Here is an 18,468-nt window from a genome sequence, read left to right on the forward strand (position 1 = left end):
GAGGAGCCTGACATGACCAATGCTGTGCGGTACTCGCTGCTGCGGATTCTGCTGTTCCTCGGCTCGCTGTTGGCGCTCTGGCTTGCCGGGCTGCACGATCCGCTGCTGCTCATCCTGGTGGCGGCGACGATCTCGATGCTCATCTCGCTTTTCGCTCTTAAAGATATGCGCGACGCGATGAGTGTGGAGGTGGCACAGCGGGTCGAGCAGCGTCGCAACCGGAACCAGGAGCGACGCCACGACGATGTGCTCACCGACGAGGAAGCCGAAGAGATCGAAGCGGCCGAAAACTCCCGTGCCCGCAGCGATTCGATCACCGGCGAGGTACCCGGAGACCCGCAGAACGATCCTTACCGCTGAACGCTCACCAACTGGGCCACAGGGCTGCGCCCAGGCCGTAAGCCAAGCCGTAAGCCAAGGTCAACCGTCCTGTTGCGGCTAGGACCGGGATGAGAGCGCGGCCTTGAGCCCCGCCCAAGACGGCTTGCGCCGGGCGGACAGCCAGACCGATCGCTGCCAGTGAGAGAGCCGCGCCGGGATGTTGGGCGGCACCGACGAGGCTGGCCAAGAAAGCCCAGGCCACCATGGCGACGTAGGTGCGGCGGGCCGGGACATCACCGAGCCGGACGGCCAGGGTTCGCTTGCCCGTTTCGCTGTCGGTGGGGATATCTCGCACATTGTTGGCCATCAGGATCGCGCACGACAGCGCCCCGACCCCGACCGCGCCGGCCCAGCCGGCCAGGGTGATGCTGGCGGCCTGGGTCAGTTGCGTGCCGAGCACCGCAACGAGTCCGAAGAAGACGAAGACGAAGATCTCGCCGAGCCCGAGGTAGCCGTAGGGGTGGGACCCGCCGGTGTAGAACCAGGCGGCCACGATCGCGGCCGCGCCGACGGCCAGCATCCACCAGGCTCCGGAGAGCGCCACGAGCAGCAGACCGGCGAGGGCTGCGAGGCCGAACGAGGCGAACGCGGCGGTCTTGACCTGCGCTGGGGCGGCAAGTTTTTGCCCTACGAGACGCACCGGGCCGGCGCTACGGTCATCGTCGGTGCCGCGGATCCCGTCGGAGTAGTCGTTGGCGTAGTTGACGCCGATTTCGAGCGCGACCGCCACCACGAGCGCGAGCAACGCTCGGTCCCAGTGCCGCGCTCCCAGGGCCGCTGCGCAGCCGGTACCGAGCAGGACCGGTGCGATGGCTGCAGGCCAGGTACGTGGCCGGGCGCCTTCCAGCCACTGAGTAAAGGTGGCCATACCTCACAGGCCCCGCAGGAAGTCCGGGTCGTCATCGGGCCCTTGCGGCCGGGGCCGTTGGCGCGGAATGGGTAGCGTCGGGGACTCGGTTCGTCCGACGATCCACCAGGCGATACCGCCGGCGGGGGTGAAAAGGAGTACCAACACCACCCACACGAGCTTGGGAAGGTTCTTCACCCGGTCTTCGGGCATCTGGATGACATCGACCACCGAGAAGATGGTGAACGCCAGAACGGCGAGGGCGACGACCACTCGCAGCACGTTGAACCTCCTGATCAGGGGTGGTGATCCCTCATTGTCGCACTGACGGGCATGCTGAGCGCCCCGGGTTGGGCCAGGGACTCGGCGATCCGGCGCCGGTCTGGCTTACCGGGGCCTGTTGTCGGCAGTTGCTCCAGCACCGCCATCGCCCGGGGGAGGGCGTGTCGCGGCAACAGCCGCCTGGCGGCGTGCAACAGGCCCTCGACGTCGAAGTCGGTTGCGGCCAAGGGTGCGATTGCAGCCACGACAGCGCTTCCCCACTCGGGGTCGGGGATCCCGACGACGACCACCTCGGCTCCCGCAGGCAACAGCGGCGCCAGCACACGTTCTACCTGTGCCGGCCACACCTTCAGTCCGCCGGTGATGAGCACGTCATCAGCGCGTCCGTCGATGGCCAGGCGGCCCTGCTCGAGATGGCCGATGTCGTCGGTGCGCAGCCACCGGCGTCCGCCGATCCGCCGGAACGCCCCGGTGTTCCCGCCCAGGTAGCCGCTGGCCAGCATCGGCCCGGAGAGCAGGACTCGTCCGGCGTCCAGGGCGAGGTGGACTCCCGACAACGGGACCCCGTCGTACACGCAGCCGCCCGCGGTCTCACTCATCCCGTAGGTCAGTACGAGGCGAATCCCCGCCTCGCGCGCCGCAGCCAGCAGGTCCGGTGGGGTGGCCGAGCCGCCCACGAGCACGGCGTCGAACTCGCTGAGGGCGCCGGTGGCGCCTTCGTCGGCCAGGACGCGGCGCAATTGGGTGGGCACCAGGGAGGTGTATCGGGGACCACCCGTCATCGTTCGTGCTGCTCGAGCGAAGGCCGCGGCGGTGAACGGGCCCGCAGGTAGAACGGCCGGGGCCTGTCCCGCACCCAGGGAGCGCAGCATGACCTGCAGACCTGCGATGTGATGGCCAGGCAGGGCCAACAGCCAACGTCCGGGGCCACCGAGCCGTTCGTGGGTGGCCTGGGCGGAGGCGCGCAGCGCCGCGGCGGGTAGAACTGCCCGTTTGGCTGCACCGGTGGAACCGGAGGTGCCGACCGCCAACGCGGCGACCTGCGGGCCCAGCCCCAAACCCTCCAGATCCGCCTCCTGCGGCATCGTCGGCGACGGCTCGTCGGCGGAATGTGGCAACAGCAACGGTCCGCGCCCGGCAAGCAGTTCTTCCAGCGCAGGGAGTGCCCGCAGGGCATCCTGCCCGGATCCGATGCACAGGGCGCGACTCATCAGGCCAGGGTAGGAAATGTGCGCACCCTTTCGGCGCGCGGGTGGAGTGTGGCAAGAATGGGGCCATGACAAAGGGCGTGGCAGTAGTGACTGGAGCAAGCAGCGGAATCGGACGCGCGAGTGCGGTGCGCCTGGCGGCGGACGGCTACGACGTGGTGCTGGCGGCGCGTCGGGTGGACAAACTGGAGCAGATCGCCGCCGAGTGTGGTGGGCGTGCGGTGGGTTGCGATGTCACTAGTGCTGAGGATGTGGCGGCGCTGGCCCGGGCCGCTGGTGGTGACGTGAGTCTGTTGGTGAACAACGCCGGGGGAGCCTTCGGCTTGGAGCCGGTGGAGTGCGCGGAGTTGGATAAGTGGCGCGCCATGTACGAGACGAACGTTGTCGGCACGGTGGCGGTGACTAAGGCGCTGTTGCCCGCGTTACGGGCCGGTTCGGGCGGCACGATCATCACGATTACCTCGATCGCGGCCGACGCGGCGTATGAGAAGGGGGCGGGTTACTGCGGGGTGAAGGCTGCGGAGCGGTACGCCTCGGATGCGTTGCGTCTGGAACTGAACGGTGAACCGATCCGGGTCTGTGACATCGCGCCCGGGATGGTCAAGTCCGAGGGGTTCTCGCTCGTTCGTTTCGATGGCGACCAGGCCAAGGCCGACGCGGTGTATGAGGGGGTGCAGGAGCCGCTGACCGAGGAGGACGTCGCGGAGTGCGTCAGTTGGGTGGCGGGGTTGCCGCAGCACGTGAACATTGACCGGCTCACCGTCAAACCGGTCGCGCAGGCCGCCAGCTTCAAGGTGCACCGGGGTCCGCTGGCCTGACCCCGTCGACGGGGCCGCGCCGTCGGGTGGAGGGGGCGCTGTCGCCGGGCCGCGTCAGGCGTGGGGGTTGAGCGTGCTGCCGGCGAGGATGTGCCGTCGGGTGCGTCCTCGGCGAGGGCGTCGCGTCGCCGTGAGGCCGCAAGGGCCAGGGGCGCACCCCATGGCCACGACGAGCGCGATGGTCACGACGAGCGTTGCTGCACTCAACGTGACGGCACCCGCGACGGTTGCGCATGCCGCCACGCTGAGAGCTCGATCGAGTGGGACATGGCAGGGGCCCGGGTGGGCCCCTGCCGGCGGATCACTGGGCGAAATGCTTCTCGAGCTGGTCCAGGCAGGCCATGGCTGCGTAGTAGTCGAGACGGAAGGTCTCCGGCCCCATGTAGACGACCTGGCCCTTCTTGACGGCGGGGGCCGCGTTGTAGGCCGGGTTCGTCGTGATGACCTCCTTGGTCTTGGCGCCGGGGGCGAAGACGATCCACGTGTCGCCCGCGAGGCCCTTGACCACGTTCTCTGTGGAGAGTTCGACGATGTCGTCGCGCTTGCCCATGCTCGTCGTGCCGGTGACCGACTCCGGGATGGGGGCGAGGGTGAATCCGAGGTCGGTGAGCAGGCGCCCGTGCGCGGATTGGGGCGTGAATGCCGCGGCGCCGGAGCCGTCGTCGAAGTTGACGAACGGGGACACCGTGCCCTCCGGGAGCTTGATCTTGGCCTTGACTTCCTGCAGTCGGGTCTCGTAGGCCTTCTTTACCTCTGCGGCCTTGTCCTCGTGACCGGTGGCCTGGCCTAGCTGCTCCGTGACCTCGAGCCAGCTCTTGTTCGACCCGTTGATGACGATGGTGGGCGCGATCTTGGCGAGCTGGTTGTAGAGGTCGAGGGCAGAGTCGCCGCCGGTTGCCGCGACGACGATGAGGTCGGGCTGCAGCGCGGCGACCTTTTCGGCCGAGGGGGCCGCGGTGTCGTAGGCCACCTTGACGCCGCGCTCCTTGGCGATGGGGCCCCACTGAGAGAAGAAGCCTTGGTCGTCGGAGACGTCGGTGTTGGGTTTGGTGGCCGCCGTGGCGATGACGGGGGCGCCGACGGCGAGGAGGGGGCCGGTGAGGGTGGGTGAGGTGGAGACGATGCGCTGCGGCTGGGCCTCGAGCGTCACATCGCCCTTGTCGGATTTGACGGTGCGCGGCCACCCCGTGGTGGTTGTCGCGTCGGTGGCGGGTGCGTTGCTCGCCGTCGCTGCGCTCTGCGGGGTCGCAGATTGTGGCGATTCCTGGGTGCCGCAGGCGGACATGCCCAGGCATAGGGCGAGGGTGAGGGCGGCAGCGACGGTGGCGTGGCCGCGGGGTGAGTGTTGCATGGTTCCCTTTCGACGGAGTGCCTAGTTAGGCAAGGCGTACCTTATGTCGCAATATGTCGCAATCTTCCGGTGTGATGACGTCCGCGGCAACCCGACGGGGCAACCGCGTGGCGTGTGGAGCGGATCAGTCGTTGGCGAACGGCGGCACGATCATCGGGGTGCCGGTCACGGGATCGGGGCAGACGTGACAGTCGAGACCGAAGACGTCGCGGGTGAGATCGGGGGTGATGATGTCGTGCGGATCCCCCTCGGCCACGATGCGCCCGCCGCTCATCGCCACGAGGTGGGTGGCGTACCGCGCGGCCTGGTTGAGGTCGTGCAGGACGGCCACGAGGGTGCGCCCGCCGTGCCGTTGCAGGCGGCGACACAGGTCGAGCAGCTCGACCTGGTGGGTGAGGTCGAGGTAGGTCGTCGGCTCGTCGAGCAGGATGAGCGGGGTCTCCTGGGCCAGGACGAGTGCGAGCCAGACCCGTTGTCGCTGACCACCGCTGAGCTGGTCGACCTGCCGGTCGGCGAGGTCGGACACCGAGGCGAGGCGCATGGCCTGGGCGACGGCCTCTTCATCGGCGCGGGACCACTGGCGCAACAGGCTCTGGTGCGGTGAGCGTCCCCGGGAGACGAGCTGGCGCACGGTGACGAGGTCGGGGGCAATGGAGCTCTGGGGCAACAGGCCGATGCGGCGGGCCACCTCGCGGGTGGGGCGGCGGTGGATGTCGTCGCCGTCGAGGACGACGCGCCCGGCGGTGGGCGTGAGCAGGCGGGCCAGGGAGCGCAGCAGAGTGGACTTTCCGCACGCGTTGGGGCCGACGATGACGGTGAACCCGCCGTCCGGCACATGGAGGTCGAGCCCCTCGGCTACGACGCGGTCGTCGTAGCCCAACGTGACGTGCTCGGCGGACAGACTGGACGTCATCACGGATCCGTTCGGGTGAGGTGTGGTGGTCATGGATGTCACCGTCGCGTGGGTCATCGGCGTCGCAGCTCCCGGGTAAGGAGCCACACGAAGAAGAGACCGCCGAGAGAGGCGGTGACGACGCCGACGGGCAGGTCGGGCAGCAGGCGGCCGGTTGCGAGGTCGCACAGCGACAGCAGCGCCGCGCCCATGAGGGCGGACGTGACGGGGCCGACGTCCCCGTCGCCGGTGAGCCGGCGGGCCAGGTGTGGGGCGGCGAGGGCGACGAACCCGATGGGTCCAGCCACGGAAGTGGCGACGGCCACGAGCAGGGTGCCAAGCACGACGAGGACGGCGGTGCCGCGCCGGGGCGAGACGCCGAGGGAGGTGGAGAGGTCGTCGCCGAGGGCGACGATGCGCAAGTGGCGGGCCTGCGCGGCGGTGGCGACGCACAGGATGAGCCCGAGCCCCGTGGCGGGGAGCGTGGCCTCCCATCCGACGCCGTCGAGGGTGCCGAGGATCCAGCGGCTCGCGGCGAGCGCCGTGTCGGAGTCTGCCCGCAGGAGGAGCCACCGGTTGACGGAGGTGAGGATGGCGGTGATGGCGATGCCGACGAGGACGAGGTGCAGGCCGGCGCGGCTGCCGCCGCGGGTGAGCAGCCACGTGATCGCGACGGTGACGACGCCACCGGCGAAGGCGGCGGGAGCCCGAAGGGAGAAGTCGGCGGCGGCGGTGAGCACCACGAGCAGAGTGCCGGTGGTCGCCCCGGTGGAGAAGCCGATGATGTCGGGGCTGCCGAGAGGGTTGCGGGTGACGGCCTGGAAGATGGCGCCGCTCATGCCGAGGGTGGCGCCCACCGTGAGGGCCAGAAGCGCCCGGGGGAGTCGCCAGTCGAGGACGACGAGGCGGTCGAGGCCGGTGCCTCTGCCGAGGAGGACCTGGACGACACGGCCCACGGGCAGGGTGATGTCGCCCAGGACCAGGGCGGCGAGTGTGGCGGCGAGGGCGGTGGCGGCGAGGATGAGGCCCACGAGGACGGAGCGCGGGTGGGCGGCGAAGGAGACCCGCTCCCCGGCGAGGCGGACGGCGACGGTGCTCATCGGCCACCCCGCTGGAGACGACGGACGAGGACGAGCAGGACGGGGGCGCCCACTGCGGCGGTGAGGAGCCCGACGGCGATCTCGCCGGGGCGGGCGATGATGCGGCCCACGATGTCGGCGACGAGCACGATGAGCGGGCCGAGGAGGAGGGTGAGGCGCAGGGTTCGGCCCTGGGTGTCGGCGCCGAGGCCGCGGGCCAGAGGTGGGGCCATGAGGCCGACGAACCCGATGGGTCCGGCGACCGCCGTGGCGGCGGCGCACAACAGGGTGATGGCGACGAGGGCGATGCCGCGGGTGCGGACGAGGCTCGTGCCGAGGGCTTGGGCGAGGTCGTCGCCGAGGGCGAGGTCGTCGAGCGGTCGGGCGAGGGTGAGGGCGAGTATGACGCCGAGGGCGATCGCGGGCAGGGTGCGATCGAGCGCGGGCGTCGAGGTCACGAGTGCGCCCACGTCCCAGTAGCGGAAACTTGCGAAGGCGCGGGGGTGGGTGAGCAGGACGGCGGAGATGAGACCCCCGATGGAGGAGGAGACGGCCACGCCGGCGAGGACCAGGCGCACCGGGGTGGCGCCGCCGGGACCGGTCGACCCGATAGCGAACACAAGCACGCTGACAGCGACAGCTCCGGCGGCGGCGCACAGCATGTGACCGGCGGGGGTGTCGAGGCCCCAGAAGGCGATGCCGCACACGACGAACAGGGAGGCGCCGGAGGTGACGCCGAGGAGTCCTGGATCGGCGAGGGGGTTGCGGGTGACCGCCTGCATGAGGGCGCCCGCCACTGCGAGTGCCGCCCCGACGCCGAGCGCGAGCAGGGTTCGGACGACGCGCAGGTGGCCGATGATGTACGCCTCGTGGGAGCCGTCGGGGTGGAGCAGGACGTGCCGGACCACCCCCAGGGGGATGTCGTTAGATCCCACGGCCAGTGAGGCGGCGCAGGCAAGGACGAGCGCCGCGGTCAGGGCCGCCAGGGTAAGGATGTGGCGGCGTCCGGCGCGGCGGCGCTCGGCAGGTGGGGGCTGGCTCGGAGGCACGCGTCGGTGCATGGCGATGGTGGCGCTCATCGGCTCTTCTTCGTCGGTATGTGCCTGCGGACCGGAAGGGCGGAGGGAACTCGTCGCGGTCGAGAGAAGTTAGGTTAGCCTCACCTTATGATAACGACCACGACTGTGCTTCCCGCAGTCGCCGTTGCGAGCGCCGCTGGAATCGGAGCGGCCTGCGTCGCCCGGTTTGCCGCCGCCGGTCATCCCGCCGCCGCCTTGGTGTGCGCCGCCCAGGGTGTTCGCCCGGTGAGCTCGCCGAGTAGGACCACAGCGAGGTGCGCGCGATGATCGACGCCAACCTCTTCGGGGTACTCCACGCGCTGTTGGGTGACGACGAGGACGCGAGGCAGGCCGGGTGGTCCGTCACGCTGCGTGAGGATCGCGCGGACCACCGCCTCGGCATCCCGCTCGGACGCATCGCTGATGCCGATCACATCGCAGGCGTCGTCGCGGCCCTGTGTCGCGCCGACTTCGCCCACGTGAGCATGCAGGAGATCTACGTCGACGGCGGTGCGACGCTGCATGCCTGAGCACCCGCTTTTCGCCGATCTGGACCAGGCCGTCGCGCGCGTGCGTCCGGCCGTGACCACGCTCCTGCACGAGATCCACGCCTATGCCGAGCCCGCGTTCGCCGAGCACCGGTCAGCTGCCGCGTGTCGGGTGGTGTTGTCCGACAACGGGTTCGACGTCACCGGCGTCGAGGGGCTGCCGACGGCATTCGTCGCCCGGCGGGGGGCGGGCGCATTGCGCGTCGCGGTATGCCTGGAGTACGACGCACTGCCGATCGGCCATGCCTGCGGACACAACCTCATCGCCGCCGTCGGGGCCATTACTGCCGTGGCCCTCGGTGAGGTGGCCGACCGGGCAGGCCTGCAGGTCACGGCGGTCGGCTGCCCGGCCGAAGAGTCCGGGGGAGGCAAGGCGCTGCTGCTCGAGGCCGGGGTGTTCGACGGGATCGACCTGGCTGTCATGGCCCATCCAGGAGATCACGACTCGGCGTGGTTCGACTCCTGGGCGCTCTCGACGCTGGAGGTCGTCTTCGACGGCGAGGCCTCGCACGCGGTGCGTGAGGCGCACGTGGCGAGCCAGCCTCGCGATGCGCTCGTGCTCGCCGAGACGGCCCTCGGGCTGATGCGGGGGCACCTGCCGCCCGACTGCGCCGTGGTGGCTGCCCCGACCGGCGACCTGGGCACTCCCGGTGCCGTGCCGTCGCACACCCGGCTCGCCCTCGAGGTGCGGGCCCCCGACGCGGAGCTCCTGCGGGCCGTGCGCGAGCGGGTCGAGCGGGCCTGCACCGGGGTGGCCGCCGCCGCGTCGTGCACCGCCACGATCACCGCCGTCGACCCCGACTACCTCGACTTCCGCACCGACCCCGAGCTGGCCCGCCTCTACGCCGACACCGCCCGCGACCTGGGGCGCGACGTCGGCCCGGGCCGCGGCCGGTTCGCCATGACCGACATGGGCAACGTGTCGCACGCCGTGCGCGCGATCCACCCGATGTTCGACATCACCGGCGGTGCCTGCGCCCCGCACGAACCGGAGTTCGCCGACCACGCCCGCTCACCCCGCGCGCAGGACGCGGCCGTCACGATCGCCACCGCCCTGGCCCGCACCGTCCTCCTGGTCGGCAACCCCGTCGGCTGAGCCACGCCGCGCCCGAGGAGGTCGAGAACCACTTGCTCGCCCACCCCGGCGTGCACCAGGCCGCAGTCACCGGCGGCGACGACGTGCCCGGTCAGCGAGGTCGTGGCCTACGTCGTGCCCGCCGACCGGGACGCCGGGCGACAGCTGACGGCGCTGCCCGCGTGGGAGGCGGCCCGCTGCCTGCGCGACCACCTCCGCAACCGTTCCATCGCTGAAGATGCCCGACCGCTACCACGTGGTCGACCCTGCCTCCCGCCGCCCTCGGCAAGACGAGCGCCGGATAGATCACGTCCATGTCGAGGCCCATCCCCGGGACGCAGGACCACTCGCCGACCACCGGACCGGCTACCCGCCACGGACACCCCCCGCGGCCCAGGCCGCACCGACCTCAGCAAGGAGCACCGATGAACCCGTTCGATGACGACTCCGGCGTCTTCCTCGTCCTGCGCGACGACGCCGACCGGCACAGCCTGTGGCCGACGTTCGCGGCCATCCCCGCGGGGTGGGCAGCCGTTTTCGGCCCCGACTCCCGCCAGGCCTGCCTCGCGTACGTGGAGCAGCACTGGACCGGGCTGCAGGTCGCCGGATGAGCCGGCAGCCGGAGTGGTGGCCGGGCCCGCCCCCGCGGGTTGAGAGCGAGACCGTGCGCGCGTTGATCGCGGACCCCTCGGCCGAGCGGGTCTCCCAGGTCCTGGATCGGGCCGCGCAGGGCGGTGGCGTGATCGTCGAACCGGCGCCGGGGCGCGGTGGCGAGGAGGTGTACGTCACGTTCGTCACCCGGGCCACGGACGAGGACCCCGAGTGCGCGGTGATCCTCGACACCATCACCGACACCCACCGCGCCGACCTCACCCCCATGCGTCTGGAGCCCGTGCCGGGCACCGACGTCCTCGCCGGGAGCTTCGCATTGCCGATCGACCTGCGGGTCACCTGCGCGTGGTGGGCCGGCCGGGACCTCGATCTGCAGGCCGGACGCGACCGCGACGGCTGGTGCCACGTCCTCGCCCACTGCACGGCCCCAGCCTGGTCGGACGACGTGGTCGGCAACGCCCACGGCGGCCTCGGGTCGGTCCTCGCCCTGCCCGACGCCCTCGCGCAGCCCTGGTACGCGCCCCGGCCGGGTGTCCCCGCCGGGGAGGTCTGCACCGTCAACGTGTTTTCCGCCCACCTCGGTCGGATGGTCGACGGGTGGATCCACGTACCGGCCGGGGCGACCGGCCCGTTCGCGCTTGCGGTGCTGCTTGATGGGGACATGTGGACGCAGATCCAACCCCTGGGGCCGACCCTGGACAACCTGCACCACGAGGGGGCGATCCGTCCGACCATCACGGTGTTCGTGGATTCGGGCGAACGCGCCCTGAGGTTCGCCGAACTGGGGCTGCACCCGAAGTTCCCGGCGTTCGTCGCCGACGAACTTCTCACCCGGGTGCGGGCCTTGGGGGACATCCAGGACGACCCGCGTCACCACGTCGTCGCCGGTCAAAGTCTCGGTGGGCTGGCGGCGGCGCAGGTCGTGCACGCCCGCCCCGAGACGTTCGCGTCGGCGATCGTGCAGTCCGGCTCCTTCTGGTGGCCCGACGAGGAGCACCCCGGCGAGCTGACCGAGCGCTACCGTGCCGACCCGCCGCCGAACGGAGTGCGGATCTTCCACGAGGTGGGCCGGTTCGAGAACCAACTGCTCGACGTCAACCGTGAATTCCGTGACGTGGCGAGCTCCGTGGGCGTCGAGGTGACCTACCGGGAGGTCGCGGGCGGCCACGACTACGCGTCCTGGCGCGGCGGGTTGGCCGACGGCCTCGTCCACCTTCTTCGGCCGTGAGGGCCCAGGGGCGAGGGCGGCGGCCGGGGCGGCTCTGAGCATGAGGTTGGTGATCGGGGATCGACCGGTGAGGTCGGCGTCGTGGGGGCCTTGTTGCCCCGGCAGGTCGCCGTGGTGTGTAGTCACGGCGACCTGCCGGACGCCGTGTTGTGGCCCGGGGAGGAGCCGTGGGTGCGGCAGACGGTGGAGTCGCGTCGTCGCGCCGCCGAATGTGGTGGGCGTGTGGTGGGTTGCGATGGCACTAGTGCTGAGGATGTGGCGGCGCTGGCCCGGGCCGCTGGTGGCGACGTGAGTCTGTTGGTGAACAGGGTTGCCGCAGCACGTGACTACGTGCGGGGACGTAGCCGCCGCGCCACCGGCTGTGGAAGGGCGAACAGAAAGCCCAGACCGATCCGAGTCAGCAGGTTCTGCAGCCCGACGCAGATGGCGACGACGATCGCGGTCATGAGCAGCGGCCATGCGGCGTCGAAGGCGAACGAGGTGGCCGTGGCGTGCGAGAGCCAGCTCAGCGCGCCGTCCTGGGCGAAATTGATGATGGTGATGACCGGGATGTGCATCACGTAGATGCTCAGCGTGCGACGCCCGACCCAGGAGCCGATGGCCAGATAGAGCGGCACCTTGGACAGCAGCCCGGCCAACCCGATTGCGGCCAGGGTGGCGGCAACGTAAAGGCACATGAGCAGCGCCGCCCGCGGCAGCTCGATCGGGTCCAGGCTCATGATGGTCGACAGCGAGACGGCCAGATAGAGCGCGACCGAGGCGCCGCAGGTGAGGATGGTCAGCCAGTGCTGTCGCGCCACCCACAGCAGCGCTTCGCGGCCGTAGACACCCAGGACGAAGAAGAGCGCGAACTGTAGGCCCCGGGTCCACAGCGGGCTCTGCACCGAATACGTCGTCGCGGTCCACAGGTGCAGAGCGACCGCTGCGCCGATGATGAGCGTCGGGGGTACCTTGCGCGCCGCGGTGAGCACCAGGATGTACACCGCAAGGAAGAAGACGAACCACAGGTGCGTGCCGGGGAGGACGATCTGCAGCAGGTATTGGCTGAAGCTGGTGAATTGGAACGGCACCGGCCGATCGCCCGCTGCGAGCATGAACGCGCCGTAGGCCAGGAGCCAGACCAGATAGAAGTAGTAGTCGCTGACGATGGTGACCAGGCTGGTGCCCTTGCGGAACCCCCTGGCGATCTTGGTGCTGGCCAGCATGCCTGACACGACGAACAGCAGCGGCATCCGCAGTACCGAGATGACCTGGTTGATCCGGTCCCAGACCGGCACCATGTACCGGCTGGAGTGATCCAGCATGTAGAAGTGCCCGATGCTGACGTGCAGCAGCACCACCGCCACGACCGCCGCGCCGCGAGCGCAGTCCAGCCAGCCGATGCGTTGACGCACCGGGTGCGCCCCCGCAGCGGCGGGCGGGGCGTCAGGGGCGGCCCGTCGAGGCGCAGCGTCGGTGGACATGGCAGTACTTCCGCAGTTGGGCGAGGGACGGCACGAGGTCAGGGGGTGCCTGATCACCTCACCATAACGGGCGCGTCCTCCCGGCTACCCGGGTCCCTGGGCTGGCTGGGCAGTCCCGCGCGAGGTGAACGCGCGGGATCAGAAGTACCAGGGGAAGGGGGACCAGTCGGGGTCGCGCTTTTCCAGGAACTGGTCTCGGCCTTCGACTGCTTCGTCGGTCATGTACGCCAACCTGGTCGCCTCACCGGCGAAGACCTGCTGGCCCATGAGGCCGTCGTCGAGGAGGTTGAACGCGAACTTGAGCATGCGCTGCGCCTGCGGGGATTTACCGAGGATCTCGCGGGCGACCTCGATGGCGGTGGTTTCGAGTTCGGCGTGCTCGGCGACGATGTTGACCGCGCCCATCCGGTGCATGTCTTCTGCGCTGTAGGTACGCCCGAGGAAGAAGATCTCGCGGGCGAACTTCTGCCCGACCATCTTGGCCAAGTAGGCGCTGCCGTAGCCGGCGTCGAAGGAGCCGACGTCGGCGTCGGTCTGCTTGAACCGGGCGTGTTCGCGGCTGGCGATCGTCAGGTCGCAGACGACGTGCAGGGAGTGCCCGCCACCTGCGGCCCAGCCGGGGACGACCGCGATGACGACCTTGGGCATGGTGCGGATGAGGCGTTGCACCTCCAGGATGTGCAGGCGACCGCCCTCGGCTTTGACCCGGGCGGCGTCGACGCTACTGCTGCCTTCCTCGCCGGCAGCGATGGCATCCGCCGAGGCGTACTGGTAGCCGGAGCGGCCGCGGATGCGTTGGTCGCCGCCGGAGCAGAAGGACCACTTACCGGCGGCGCCGGTGCCGACCGGTCCGGGCCCGTTGCCGGTGAGCAGCACAGCGCCGACGTCGGCGCACCGGCGCGCGTGGTCGAGGGCGCGGTACAACTCGTCCACCGTGTGCGGGCGGAAGGCGTTGAGGACCTCGGGGCGGTCGAAGGCGATGCGCACCGCGCCCAGGGTGCGGCCGGGCACCGGCCCGGGCAGGACGCACCGGTGGTAGGTGATGTCGGTGAAGTCGAACCCGTCCACCTCCTGCCACGCGGAGGGGTCAAAGGGCTGGCAGGCTTCGGCGCTCATGGGAGCAGGGTACAAACCGCGAAGCCTTGTGCCGTGTTTCGGCGTGCTTGCACTGTCGGTCGGCTCCGGCTTGGTCTGCTGCTCGCGGTCGCCGCAGCTGCCGGGAATTGCCCAGTGCCAGCAGGATCGGCATTTCTTCGGTCTTCGACGCCGCCAGTGAGGGCCGGATATCCGGGCCGATACTGCCTTGGATTCTCCCCGGGTGCAGCAGGGTCGAGGGACTACTTGCCGGTGCCGTAAGACCATTTCCACGGGAGATTCCGTGCTATGGTTTTTAGGTAATACTTACCTAAAAACCAGGAGTCTCCTGTGTCCCAGACCTCGCAAATGACCAGCTCAGCACACCTCGAGCTGGTAGATGCCCTGCCAGTCGTCACCTCCTCAACGACGTCTCGGGTGCTCGTGGACAACCCGGCGATGCGAGTCGTGCAGTTCACCTTCGATGCCGGAGAACAACTGACGGAGCACAGCTCGCCCCGCGCTGTTGCGTGCATCCTCGTGGCAGGCGCACTGCAGTTCACGGTCGAGGGGACCGCGCACGACATGCGCCCCGGCGACGTGATCTACCTGGCGCCAGGTGCGCCGCACGCTCTCATGGCACAGGAAGCAAGTCGGCTGGCCCTGGTCATGGTCGACATGGAAGAGGGAGACAAGAAATGACTTCGGAGCAAACGACCTCAGGAACGGCCGGCCCGGACGAGCACCGCATGCAGGGCCACTGGTTGCTGGCCTCGCTCGGCAAGCGAGTGCTGCGACCGGGAGGGGCCGCGCTGACCCGCGCACTCATCACGCAGGCAGCCCCCAGCGCCGACGATCGCATCGTCGAATTCGGCCCTGGTCTAGGGCACACCGCGGCGCAGCTGCTTGCCGCGAACCCCGTCTCCTACATCGGTGTCGACCCGAACCCCGAGGGCCGCGGGGCGCTAGAGAAGGTGCTGGCCGGGCGGACGAACGCGAGGATCCAGGTTGCCGATGCGGCCGAGACCGGATGCCCCGATGCCTGCGCGGACCTCGTCGTCGGCGAGGCGATGTTGACGATGTGCTCCCCGGAAGCCAAGGCCGCGATTGTCGCCGAGGCCGCTCGTCTGCTGACCCCCGGAGGTCGTTACGCGATTCACGAGCTGTCGCTGACGAAGGACGCCGACGTCGACCCGAGCCGCGGTGCGGGGGCGTCCAAGGACATCTCCCGACGCATCAAGGTGGGGGCCCGGCCGCTGACTGTACGGGGGTGGAGCGAACTGCTGGAATCCCAGGGGTTCGAGGTGCTGTGGACCCGAGAGGCCCCGATGCGGCTGCTCGAACCGTCGCGGCTCATCGCGGACGAAGGCCTGCTGGGCGCCGCTCGGTTCGGCGTCAACCTGGCCCGGCGTCCGGAGGCCCGCGCCCGGGTCATGCAGATGCGCGCGTCGTTCCGGGAGCACTCGGACGTGCTGCGCGCGGTGGCCATCCTGGCTCGGCGCCGCTGAGGACCCCCGCTCGCCTCGTCGTCACGAGGGCTGATCGGCTGGTCCGTAGGCTGGGGTCATGCCGATTCCCGAGTTCGTGGCGCGCCTGCGTGAGCACGTCGGACATGACCCGTTGTGGCTGCCCGGAATGAGCGCGGTCATCCTCAAGGACGACCCCCAGCGCCCCGGCGGCCCGCCGTGGGTGCTGCTCGTGCGGCGCTCTGACGATGGCTCCTACACCCCGGTGACCGGCATCGTGGACCCTGCGGAACACCCGGCCCGCACCGCCGTGCGCGAAGCAGCGGAAGAAGCCTGCGTACAGATCAGGGTCGAGCGGTTGGTGGCCGTCCGGGTGGTGGGGCCGGTGACCTACCCCAACGGGGACGTCTCGAACTACCTCGACCATGCCTTCCGCTGCCGGTGGGTCTCAGGTGACCCGGTCGTGGGCGACGACGAATCCACCGAAGCGGGCTGGTGGCCCACCGACGGCCTGCCGCCGATGTTGGCCCGGCATGAAGAGGCGATCCGGTTGGCGCTCGCCGAGGACAGCGACGTCTTCTTCGGCTGAGCCGGCAGCACACCCGAGAAGGGCCGGTGCCCGGGTGGGGGCGTGGTGGTCCAGGTCCCCTCCGGCCCGCCGCACGGAGTGCGCAGGTCCCCATCAAGGCCGCCGACGGCGGCAACAGGCCGCGCCAGGCGTCTGTAGCCGGAAGCTTCCAGGAGGCCGCCCGGTGGAGGCGCGATGGCCTCGGCCACCAGTGGCGACGGGGTCGGCGCAGGAGCCGGGGTCGGCTGTGGCGAATTCCTCGCCGGGTCTGAGCCTGGGCCGATAGGACGATCACAGCGCCGTGTGGGCGGTGTCGATCTCGAAAGGTGCGCCTCGATGAGTCGTCGAATCCTGCTCGTGCCGGCCCATCCGCATGTCGGCCTCACTGCTGCCTGTCTGGGATTGGCGCACGCACTCGACGAACGCGGAGTCGACGTCGGCTACGCCAAACCGCTGGCGCAGACGCGCCATCATGGTGGCTCCGGCCATGCAGGCGAACTCTTTCGGTTGACCACGCCGCTGCGCCCACCGGAGCCGGTCCCTGCCCAGCGCGTGCAGGAGCTGCTCTCCGAGGGGCGCATCGACAGCCTCATGCTGGAGATGCTCGCGACCTGCGAGGACGTGCTGGATCAGCATGAACTCGTCCTCCTCGAAGGGTTGGCGCCCGGCGAGGACCAGGCGCTGCCCGAGCATGTCAACGTCGAACTCTCCCGAGCCCTGGATGCCCACGTGCTCATCGTGGGTTCAGCCCGCGGCAAAGACCCCAGCCGGTTGGCGAATCAACTTGCGGCGATGGCGGGCTCGTTCAACGGCCCGGCCGGTTCGCGGGTCATCGGTGCGGTCGTCAACCGGATCGAGCATGAGGACGACCACGGCCACGGGTTGAAAGACCCGGAACCGCTGGTGGCGCCCTACCGGGAGGCGCTGGCCGAGAAGGGGCTGCGCCTGGCTGCCGGGATCCTCGTCGATGACGAGTTGGCCCGCCCGCGGGTGCGTGACCTGACGCACGGGCTCGGTCTTCAGGTCATCAATCACGGCGATGACACTCGCCGAATCGGTGGCGTGGCCATCGCCGCCCAGAGCGTTCCCGGGTTCCTGCCCAGCCTTGTCGCCGGTCGGCTGATCCTGGTCCCAGGGGACCGGCACGAAGTGTTGCTCTCGGCGGCGCTGGCCGAGATGAGCGGCACCCGGTTGGCGGCGGTGGTGCTCACCGCCGATGTGCGGCCCGACCCACAGGTGCTCGAACTGTGCCGTCCGGCGCTCGGCTGCGGGCTGCCGGTCCTGTTCAGCCGCGCCAAAACGTTCGAGACTGCGGCCCAGGTGCTCGATCTGGACCCGGAGATCCCGGCCGATGACGAGGACCGGGCCCGTCGTGTCATGCAGATCATGGCCACCGCCTATGACGAGACGTGGCTGGCGGAGTTGAAAGCGCTGCCTACACGCATCCGCATCACTCCGGCGCACTACGAGCTGGCCACCAGACACGCCCTGGGTCGTGGGCGCTACACCGTGGCCCTGGCCGAAGGCTCGGCTCCGGCGCAGGTGGCTGCAGCCGTGGCGCTGTCCGAAGCGAGCCGGGTGCGTTGTGTGCTGGTCGCCTCAACCACCGACGTGACCCGGACCGCCGCGGAACTGGGTCTGGACCTGCCGCCGGACGTGCTCATCGTGGATCCGCAGCGCGAAGACAAGCGGCTTGTCATCGCGCTGCGTTCGGTGCGTCCCGGGTTGAGCGCCGCCGAAGCGGGCGAATTACTTCGCGACCCGCTTACCACCGCGTTGTTGCTGCTCAAGATCCAGGACGTGGACGGGGTCGTCGGTGGGGAGTTGCACGGCTCGAGGCCGCTGGTGGGGTTGGCGGAGGAGATCATCGGGCGACGCTCGGATGTGATGACGGTCTCGTCCTCGCATCTGATGATGCTGCCCGACGGTGTCGTGGCCTACGCGGACTGCGTGGTGGTGAGCGAGCCCAGCGGTATGGAACTGGCGTGTATCGCCTCCCAGACGGCCAACGCCGTGGAGCGGGTGCGGATCCCGGCGCGGGTGGCGTTCGTTGCCCCGAGCCGGGCCCACGCCGACGCGCCGCGGGCGCGGGCGCGCGTGCAGGAGGCCGTTGCAATGATCCGGGACCGCCGCCCGGACCTCATCGTCGATGGCCCGCTGCCGTTCGAGGCGGCTGCCTCGGTGGCCAAGGCGCGTTTGCTCACACCGGACAGTCCCCTGCAGGGGCAGGCGACCGTGTTCGTCTTCCCTGATCTGGCGACCGGGAACGCCACCTACAAGGCCGTCCGGCGCAGCAGCGGCGCCCATGTCATCGGCCCGATCCTGCAAGGGCTGAACAAGCCGGTGAACGCACCACCGCGCGACGCCAGCGTCAGCGAAGTCATCGACACCGTCGTCGCCACCGCTTTGCAGGCCAGCCAACTGGGTTGAGGCGCGGGAGCGTCCTACCCGCTGGCGCCCGAAGCCCGGCGGCGCGGGTCGCCGGAGAAGGTGGTCGTGGGAGGCGGTAGCGTCCAGG

General features: G+C 70.1%; 19 protein-coding genes. 10 read left to right on the forward strand and 9 right to left on the reverse strand.

Annotated features, from left to right (window positions below; translation table 11 throughout):
* Positions 1-12 precede the first annotated feature (12 nt).
* Positions 13-360: a DUF4229 domain-containing protein gene (locus G9V96_RS12320; RefSeq protein WP_168583288.1), complete on the forward strand. Its 348-nt coding sequence runs from the start codon at positions 13-15 to the stop codon at positions 358-360.
* Positions 361-364: 4 nt separating this feature from the next.
* Here the strand turns inward: G9V96_RS12320 and G9V96_RS12325 are convergent, their stop codons facing one another.
* From G9V96_RS12325 to menE, 3 genes are read right to left on the reverse strand one after another with little or no spacing between them, the layout of a single operon-like run.
* Complete coding sequence (locus G9V96_RS12325) at positions 365-1,249, reverse strand: 1,4-dihydroxy-2-naphthoate polyprenyltransferase (protein WP_168583289.1); 885 nt, start codon at positions 1,247-1,249, stop codon at positions 365-367.
* A 3-nt stretch (positions 1,250-1,252) separates the two neighbouring features.
* Positions 1,253-1,510, reverse strand: coding sequence for a PLDc N-terminal domain-containing protein (locus G9V96_RS12330; protein WP_168583290.1), 258 nt, complete (start codon positions 1,508-1,510; stop codon positions 1,253-1,255).
* Positions 1,511-1,524: 14 nt separating this feature from the next.
* Positions 1,525-2,721 carry an o-succinylbenzoate--CoA ligase gene (gene menE, locus G9V96_RS12335; protein ID WP_168583291.1) on the reverse strand — a complete coding sequence of 399 codons (1,197 nt, stop codon included), beginning with the start codon at positions 2,719-2,721 and terminating at the stop codon, positions 1,525-1,527.
* Between the two features lie 65 nt (positions 2,722-2,786).
* Here menE and G9V96_RS12340 point away from each other — a divergent pair, with 65 nt between their 5' ends.
* Positions 2,787-3,536: an SDR family NAD(P)-dependent oxidoreductase gene (locus G9V96_RS12340; protein ID WP_168583292.1), complete on the forward strand. Its 750-nt coding sequence runs from the start codon at positions 2,787-2,789 to the stop codon at positions 3,534-3,536.
* A 301-nt stretch (positions 3,537-3,837) separates the two neighbouring features.
* Here G9V96_RS12340 and fepB read toward each other — a convergent pair whose 3' ends face one another.
* The 4 genes from fepB to G9V96_RS12360 all read right to left on the reverse strand — a co-directional run bounded on the left by fepB (position 3,838) and on the right by G9V96_RS12360 (position 7,937).
* Positions 3,838-4,887 carry a Fe2+-enterobactin ABC transporter substrate-binding protein gene (gene fepB, locus G9V96_RS12345; RefSeq protein ID WP_168583293.1) on the reverse strand — a complete coding sequence of 350 codons (1,050 nt, stop codon included), beginning with the start codon at positions 4,885-4,887 and terminating at the stop codon, positions 3,838-3,840.
* Positions 4,888-5,011: 124 nt separating this feature from the next.
* Entirely contained in the window at positions 5,012-5,833 is an 822-nt protein-coding gene (locus tag G9V96_RS12350) for an ABC transporter ATP-binding protein (protein ID WP_210424407.1), read from the reverse strand.
* Between the two features lie 20 nt (positions 5,834-5,853).
* Positions 5,854-6,879, reverse strand: a complete 1,026-nt coding sequence (locus tag G9V96_RS12355) for a FecCD family ABC transporter permease (RefSeq protein WP_168583294.1) — start codon at positions 6,877-6,879, stop codon at positions 5,854-5,856.
* Positions 6,876-7,937 (reverse strand): iron chelate uptake ABC transporter family permease subunit, encoded by a 1,062-nt coding sequence (locus G9V96_RS12360; protein ID WP_210424408.1) that lies wholly within the window; start codon positions 7,935-7,937, stop codon positions 6,876-6,878. The genes G9V96_RS12355 and G9V96_RS12360 overlap by 4 nt, the downstream gene beginning before the upstream one ends.
* A 263-nt stretch (positions 7,938-8,200) precedes the next feature.
* Between G9V96_RS12360 and G9V96_RS12365 the strand changes: the two genes are divergently transcribed.
* The 4 genes from G9V96_RS12365 (at position 8,201) to G9V96_RS12380 (ending at position 11,379) form a co-directional block, all read left to right on the forward strand.
* A complete protein-coding gene (locus tag G9V96_RS12365; RefSeq protein WP_168583295.1) occupies positions 8,201-8,446 on the forward strand; it encodes an SDR family oxidoreductase in 246 nt (81 codons plus the stop codon).
* A complete protein-coding gene (locus tag G9V96_RS12370) occupies positions 8,439-9,560 on the forward strand; it encodes a M20 family metallopeptidase (RefSeq protein ID WP_168583296.1) in 1,122 nt (373 codons plus the stop codon). Before G9V96_RS12365 ends, G9V96_RS12370 begins: the two co-directional genes overlap by 8 nt.
* A gap of 404 nt (positions 9,561-9,964) precedes the next feature.
* On the forward strand, positions 9,965-10,150 hold the full coding sequence (locus G9V96_RS12375; RefSeq protein ID WP_168583297.1) for an MbtH family protein: 186 nt from the start codon (positions 9,965-9,967) through the stop codon (positions 10,148-10,150).
* Positions 10,147-11,379 (forward strand): alpha/beta hydrolase-fold protein, encoded by a 1,233-nt coding sequence (locus tag G9V96_RS12380; RefSeq protein ID WP_168583298.1) that lies wholly within the window; start codon positions 10,147-10,149, stop codon positions 11,377-11,379. The genes G9V96_RS12375 and G9V96_RS12380 overlap by 4 nt, the downstream gene beginning before the upstream one ends.
* A gap of 326 nt (positions 11,380-11,705) precedes the next feature.
* Here the strand turns inward: G9V96_RS12380 and G9V96_RS12385 are convergent, their stop codons facing one another.
* Complete coding sequence (locus tag G9V96_RS12385; protein WP_168583299.1) at positions 11,706-12,842, reverse strand: acyltransferase family protein; 1,137 nt, start codon at positions 12,840-12,842, stop codon at positions 11,706-11,708.
* 138 nt (positions 12,843-12,980) lie between these two features.
* Entirely contained in the window at positions 12,981-13,958 is a 978-nt protein-coding gene (locus G9V96_RS12390; protein ID WP_168583300.1) for a 1,4-dihydroxy-2-naphthoyl-CoA synthase, read from the reverse strand.
* 309 nt (positions 13,959-14,267) lie between these two features.
* Here G9V96_RS12390 and G9V96_RS12395 point away from each other — a divergent pair, with 309 nt between their 5' ends.
* The 4 genes from G9V96_RS12395 (at position 14,268) to pta (ending at position 18,380) form a co-directional block, all read left to right on the forward strand.
* Positions 14,268-14,618 (forward strand): cupin domain-containing protein, encoded by a 351-nt coding sequence (locus G9V96_RS12395; protein ID WP_226913310.1) that lies wholly within the window; start codon positions 14,268-14,270, stop codon positions 14,616-14,618.
* Positions 14,615-15,424 carry a class I SAM-dependent methyltransferase gene (locus tag G9V96_RS12400; protein ID WP_168583301.1) on the forward strand — a complete coding sequence of 270 codons (810 nt, stop codon included), beginning with the start codon at positions 14,615-14,617 and terminating at the stop codon, positions 15,422-15,424. Before G9V96_RS12395 ends, G9V96_RS12400 begins: the two co-directional genes overlap by 4 nt.
* A 58-nt stretch (positions 15,425-15,482) precedes the next feature.
* Positions 15,483-15,971 (forward strand): NUDIX hydrolase, encoded by a 489-nt coding sequence (locus G9V96_RS12405; protein WP_168583302.1) that lies wholly within the window; start codon positions 15,483-15,485, stop codon positions 15,969-15,971.
* 315 nt (positions 15,972-16,286) lie between these two features.
* Positions 16,287-18,380 (forward strand): phosphate acetyltransferase, encoded by a 2,094-nt coding sequence (gene pta / locus G9V96_RS12410; RefSeq protein ID WP_168583303.1) that lies wholly within the window; start codon positions 16,287-16,289, stop codon positions 18,378-18,380.
* Positions 18,381-18,468 lie beyond the last annotated feature (88 nt).

The sequence above is a fragment of the Gephyromycinifex aptenodytis genome, assembly GCF_012277275.1.
Lineage (GTDB): Bacteria > Actinomycetota > Actinomycetes > Actinomycetales > Dermatophilaceae > Gephyromycinifex > Gephyromycinifex aptenodytis.

Excerpts from the sequence above, each read along its gene's own strand:
- G9V96_RS12320 (WP_168583288.1), top strand. The coding sequence starts at position 13 with ATGACCAATGCTGTGCGGTACTCGCTGCTGCGGATTCTGCTGTTCCTC.
- G9V96_RS12325 (WP_168583289.1), bottom strand. The coding sequence starts at position 1,249 with ATGGCCACCTTTACTCAGTGGCTGGAAGGCGCCCGGCCACGTACCTGG.
- menE (WP_168583291.1), bottom strand. The coding sequence starts at position 2,721 with ATGAGTCGCGCCCTGTGCATCGGATCCGGGCAGGATGCCCTGCGGGCA.
- G9V96_RS12340 (WP_168583292.1), top strand. The coding sequence starts at position 2,787 with ATGACAAAGGGCGTGGCAGTAGTGACTGGAGCAAGCAGCGGAATCGGA.
- fepB (WP_168583293.1), bottom strand. The coding sequence starts at position 4,887 with ATGCAACACTCACCCCGCGGCCACGCCACCGTCGCTGCCGCCCTCACC.
- G9V96_RS12350 (WP_210424407.1), bottom strand. The coding sequence starts at position 5,833 with ATGACCACCACACCTCACCCGAACGGATCCGTGATGACGTCCAGTCTG.
- G9V96_RS12355 (WP_168583294.1), bottom strand. The coding sequence starts at position 6,879 with ATGAGCACCGTCGCCGTCCGCCTCGCCGGGGAGCGGGTCTCCTTCGCC.
- G9V96_RS12360 (WP_210424408.1), bottom strand. The coding sequence starts at position 7,937 with ATGAGCGCCACCATCGCCATGCACCGACGCGTGCCTCCGAGCCAGCCC.
- G9V96_RS12365 (WP_168583295.1), top strand. The coding sequence starts at position 8,201 with ATGATCGACGCCAACCTCTTCGGGGTACTCCACGCGCTGTTGGGTGAC.
- G9V96_RS12370 (WP_168583296.1), top strand. The coding sequence starts at position 8,439 with ATGCCTGAGCACCCGCTTTTCGCCGATCTGGACCAGGCCGTCGCGCGC.
- G9V96_RS12375 (WP_168583297.1), top strand. The coding sequence starts at position 9,965 with ATGAACCCGTTCGATGACGACTCCGGCGTCTTCCTCGTCCTGCGCGAC.
- G9V96_RS12380 (WP_168583298.1), top strand. The coding sequence starts at position 10,147 with ATGAGCCGGCAGCCGGAGTGGTGGCCGGGCCCGCCCCCGCGGGTTGAG.
- G9V96_RS12385 (WP_168583299.1), bottom strand. The coding sequence starts at position 12,842 with ATGTCCACCGACGCTGCGCCTCGACGGGCCGCCCCTGACGCCCCGCCC.
- G9V96_RS12390 (WP_168583300.1), bottom strand. The coding sequence starts at position 13,958 with ATGAGCGCCGAAGCCTGCCAGCCCTTTGACCCCTCCGCGTGGCAGGAG.
- G9V96_RS12400 (WP_168583301.1), top strand. The coding sequence starts at position 14,615 with ATGACTTCGGAGCAAACGACCTCAGGAACGGCCGGCCCGGACGAGCAC.
- G9V96_RS12405 (WP_168583302.1), top strand. The coding sequence starts at position 15,483 with ATGCCGATTCCCGAGTTCGTGGCGCGCCTGCGTGAGCACGTCGGACAT.
- pta (WP_168583303.1), top strand. The coding sequence starts at position 16,287 with ATGAGTCGTCGAATCCTGCTCGTGCCGGCCCATCCGCATGTCGGCCTC.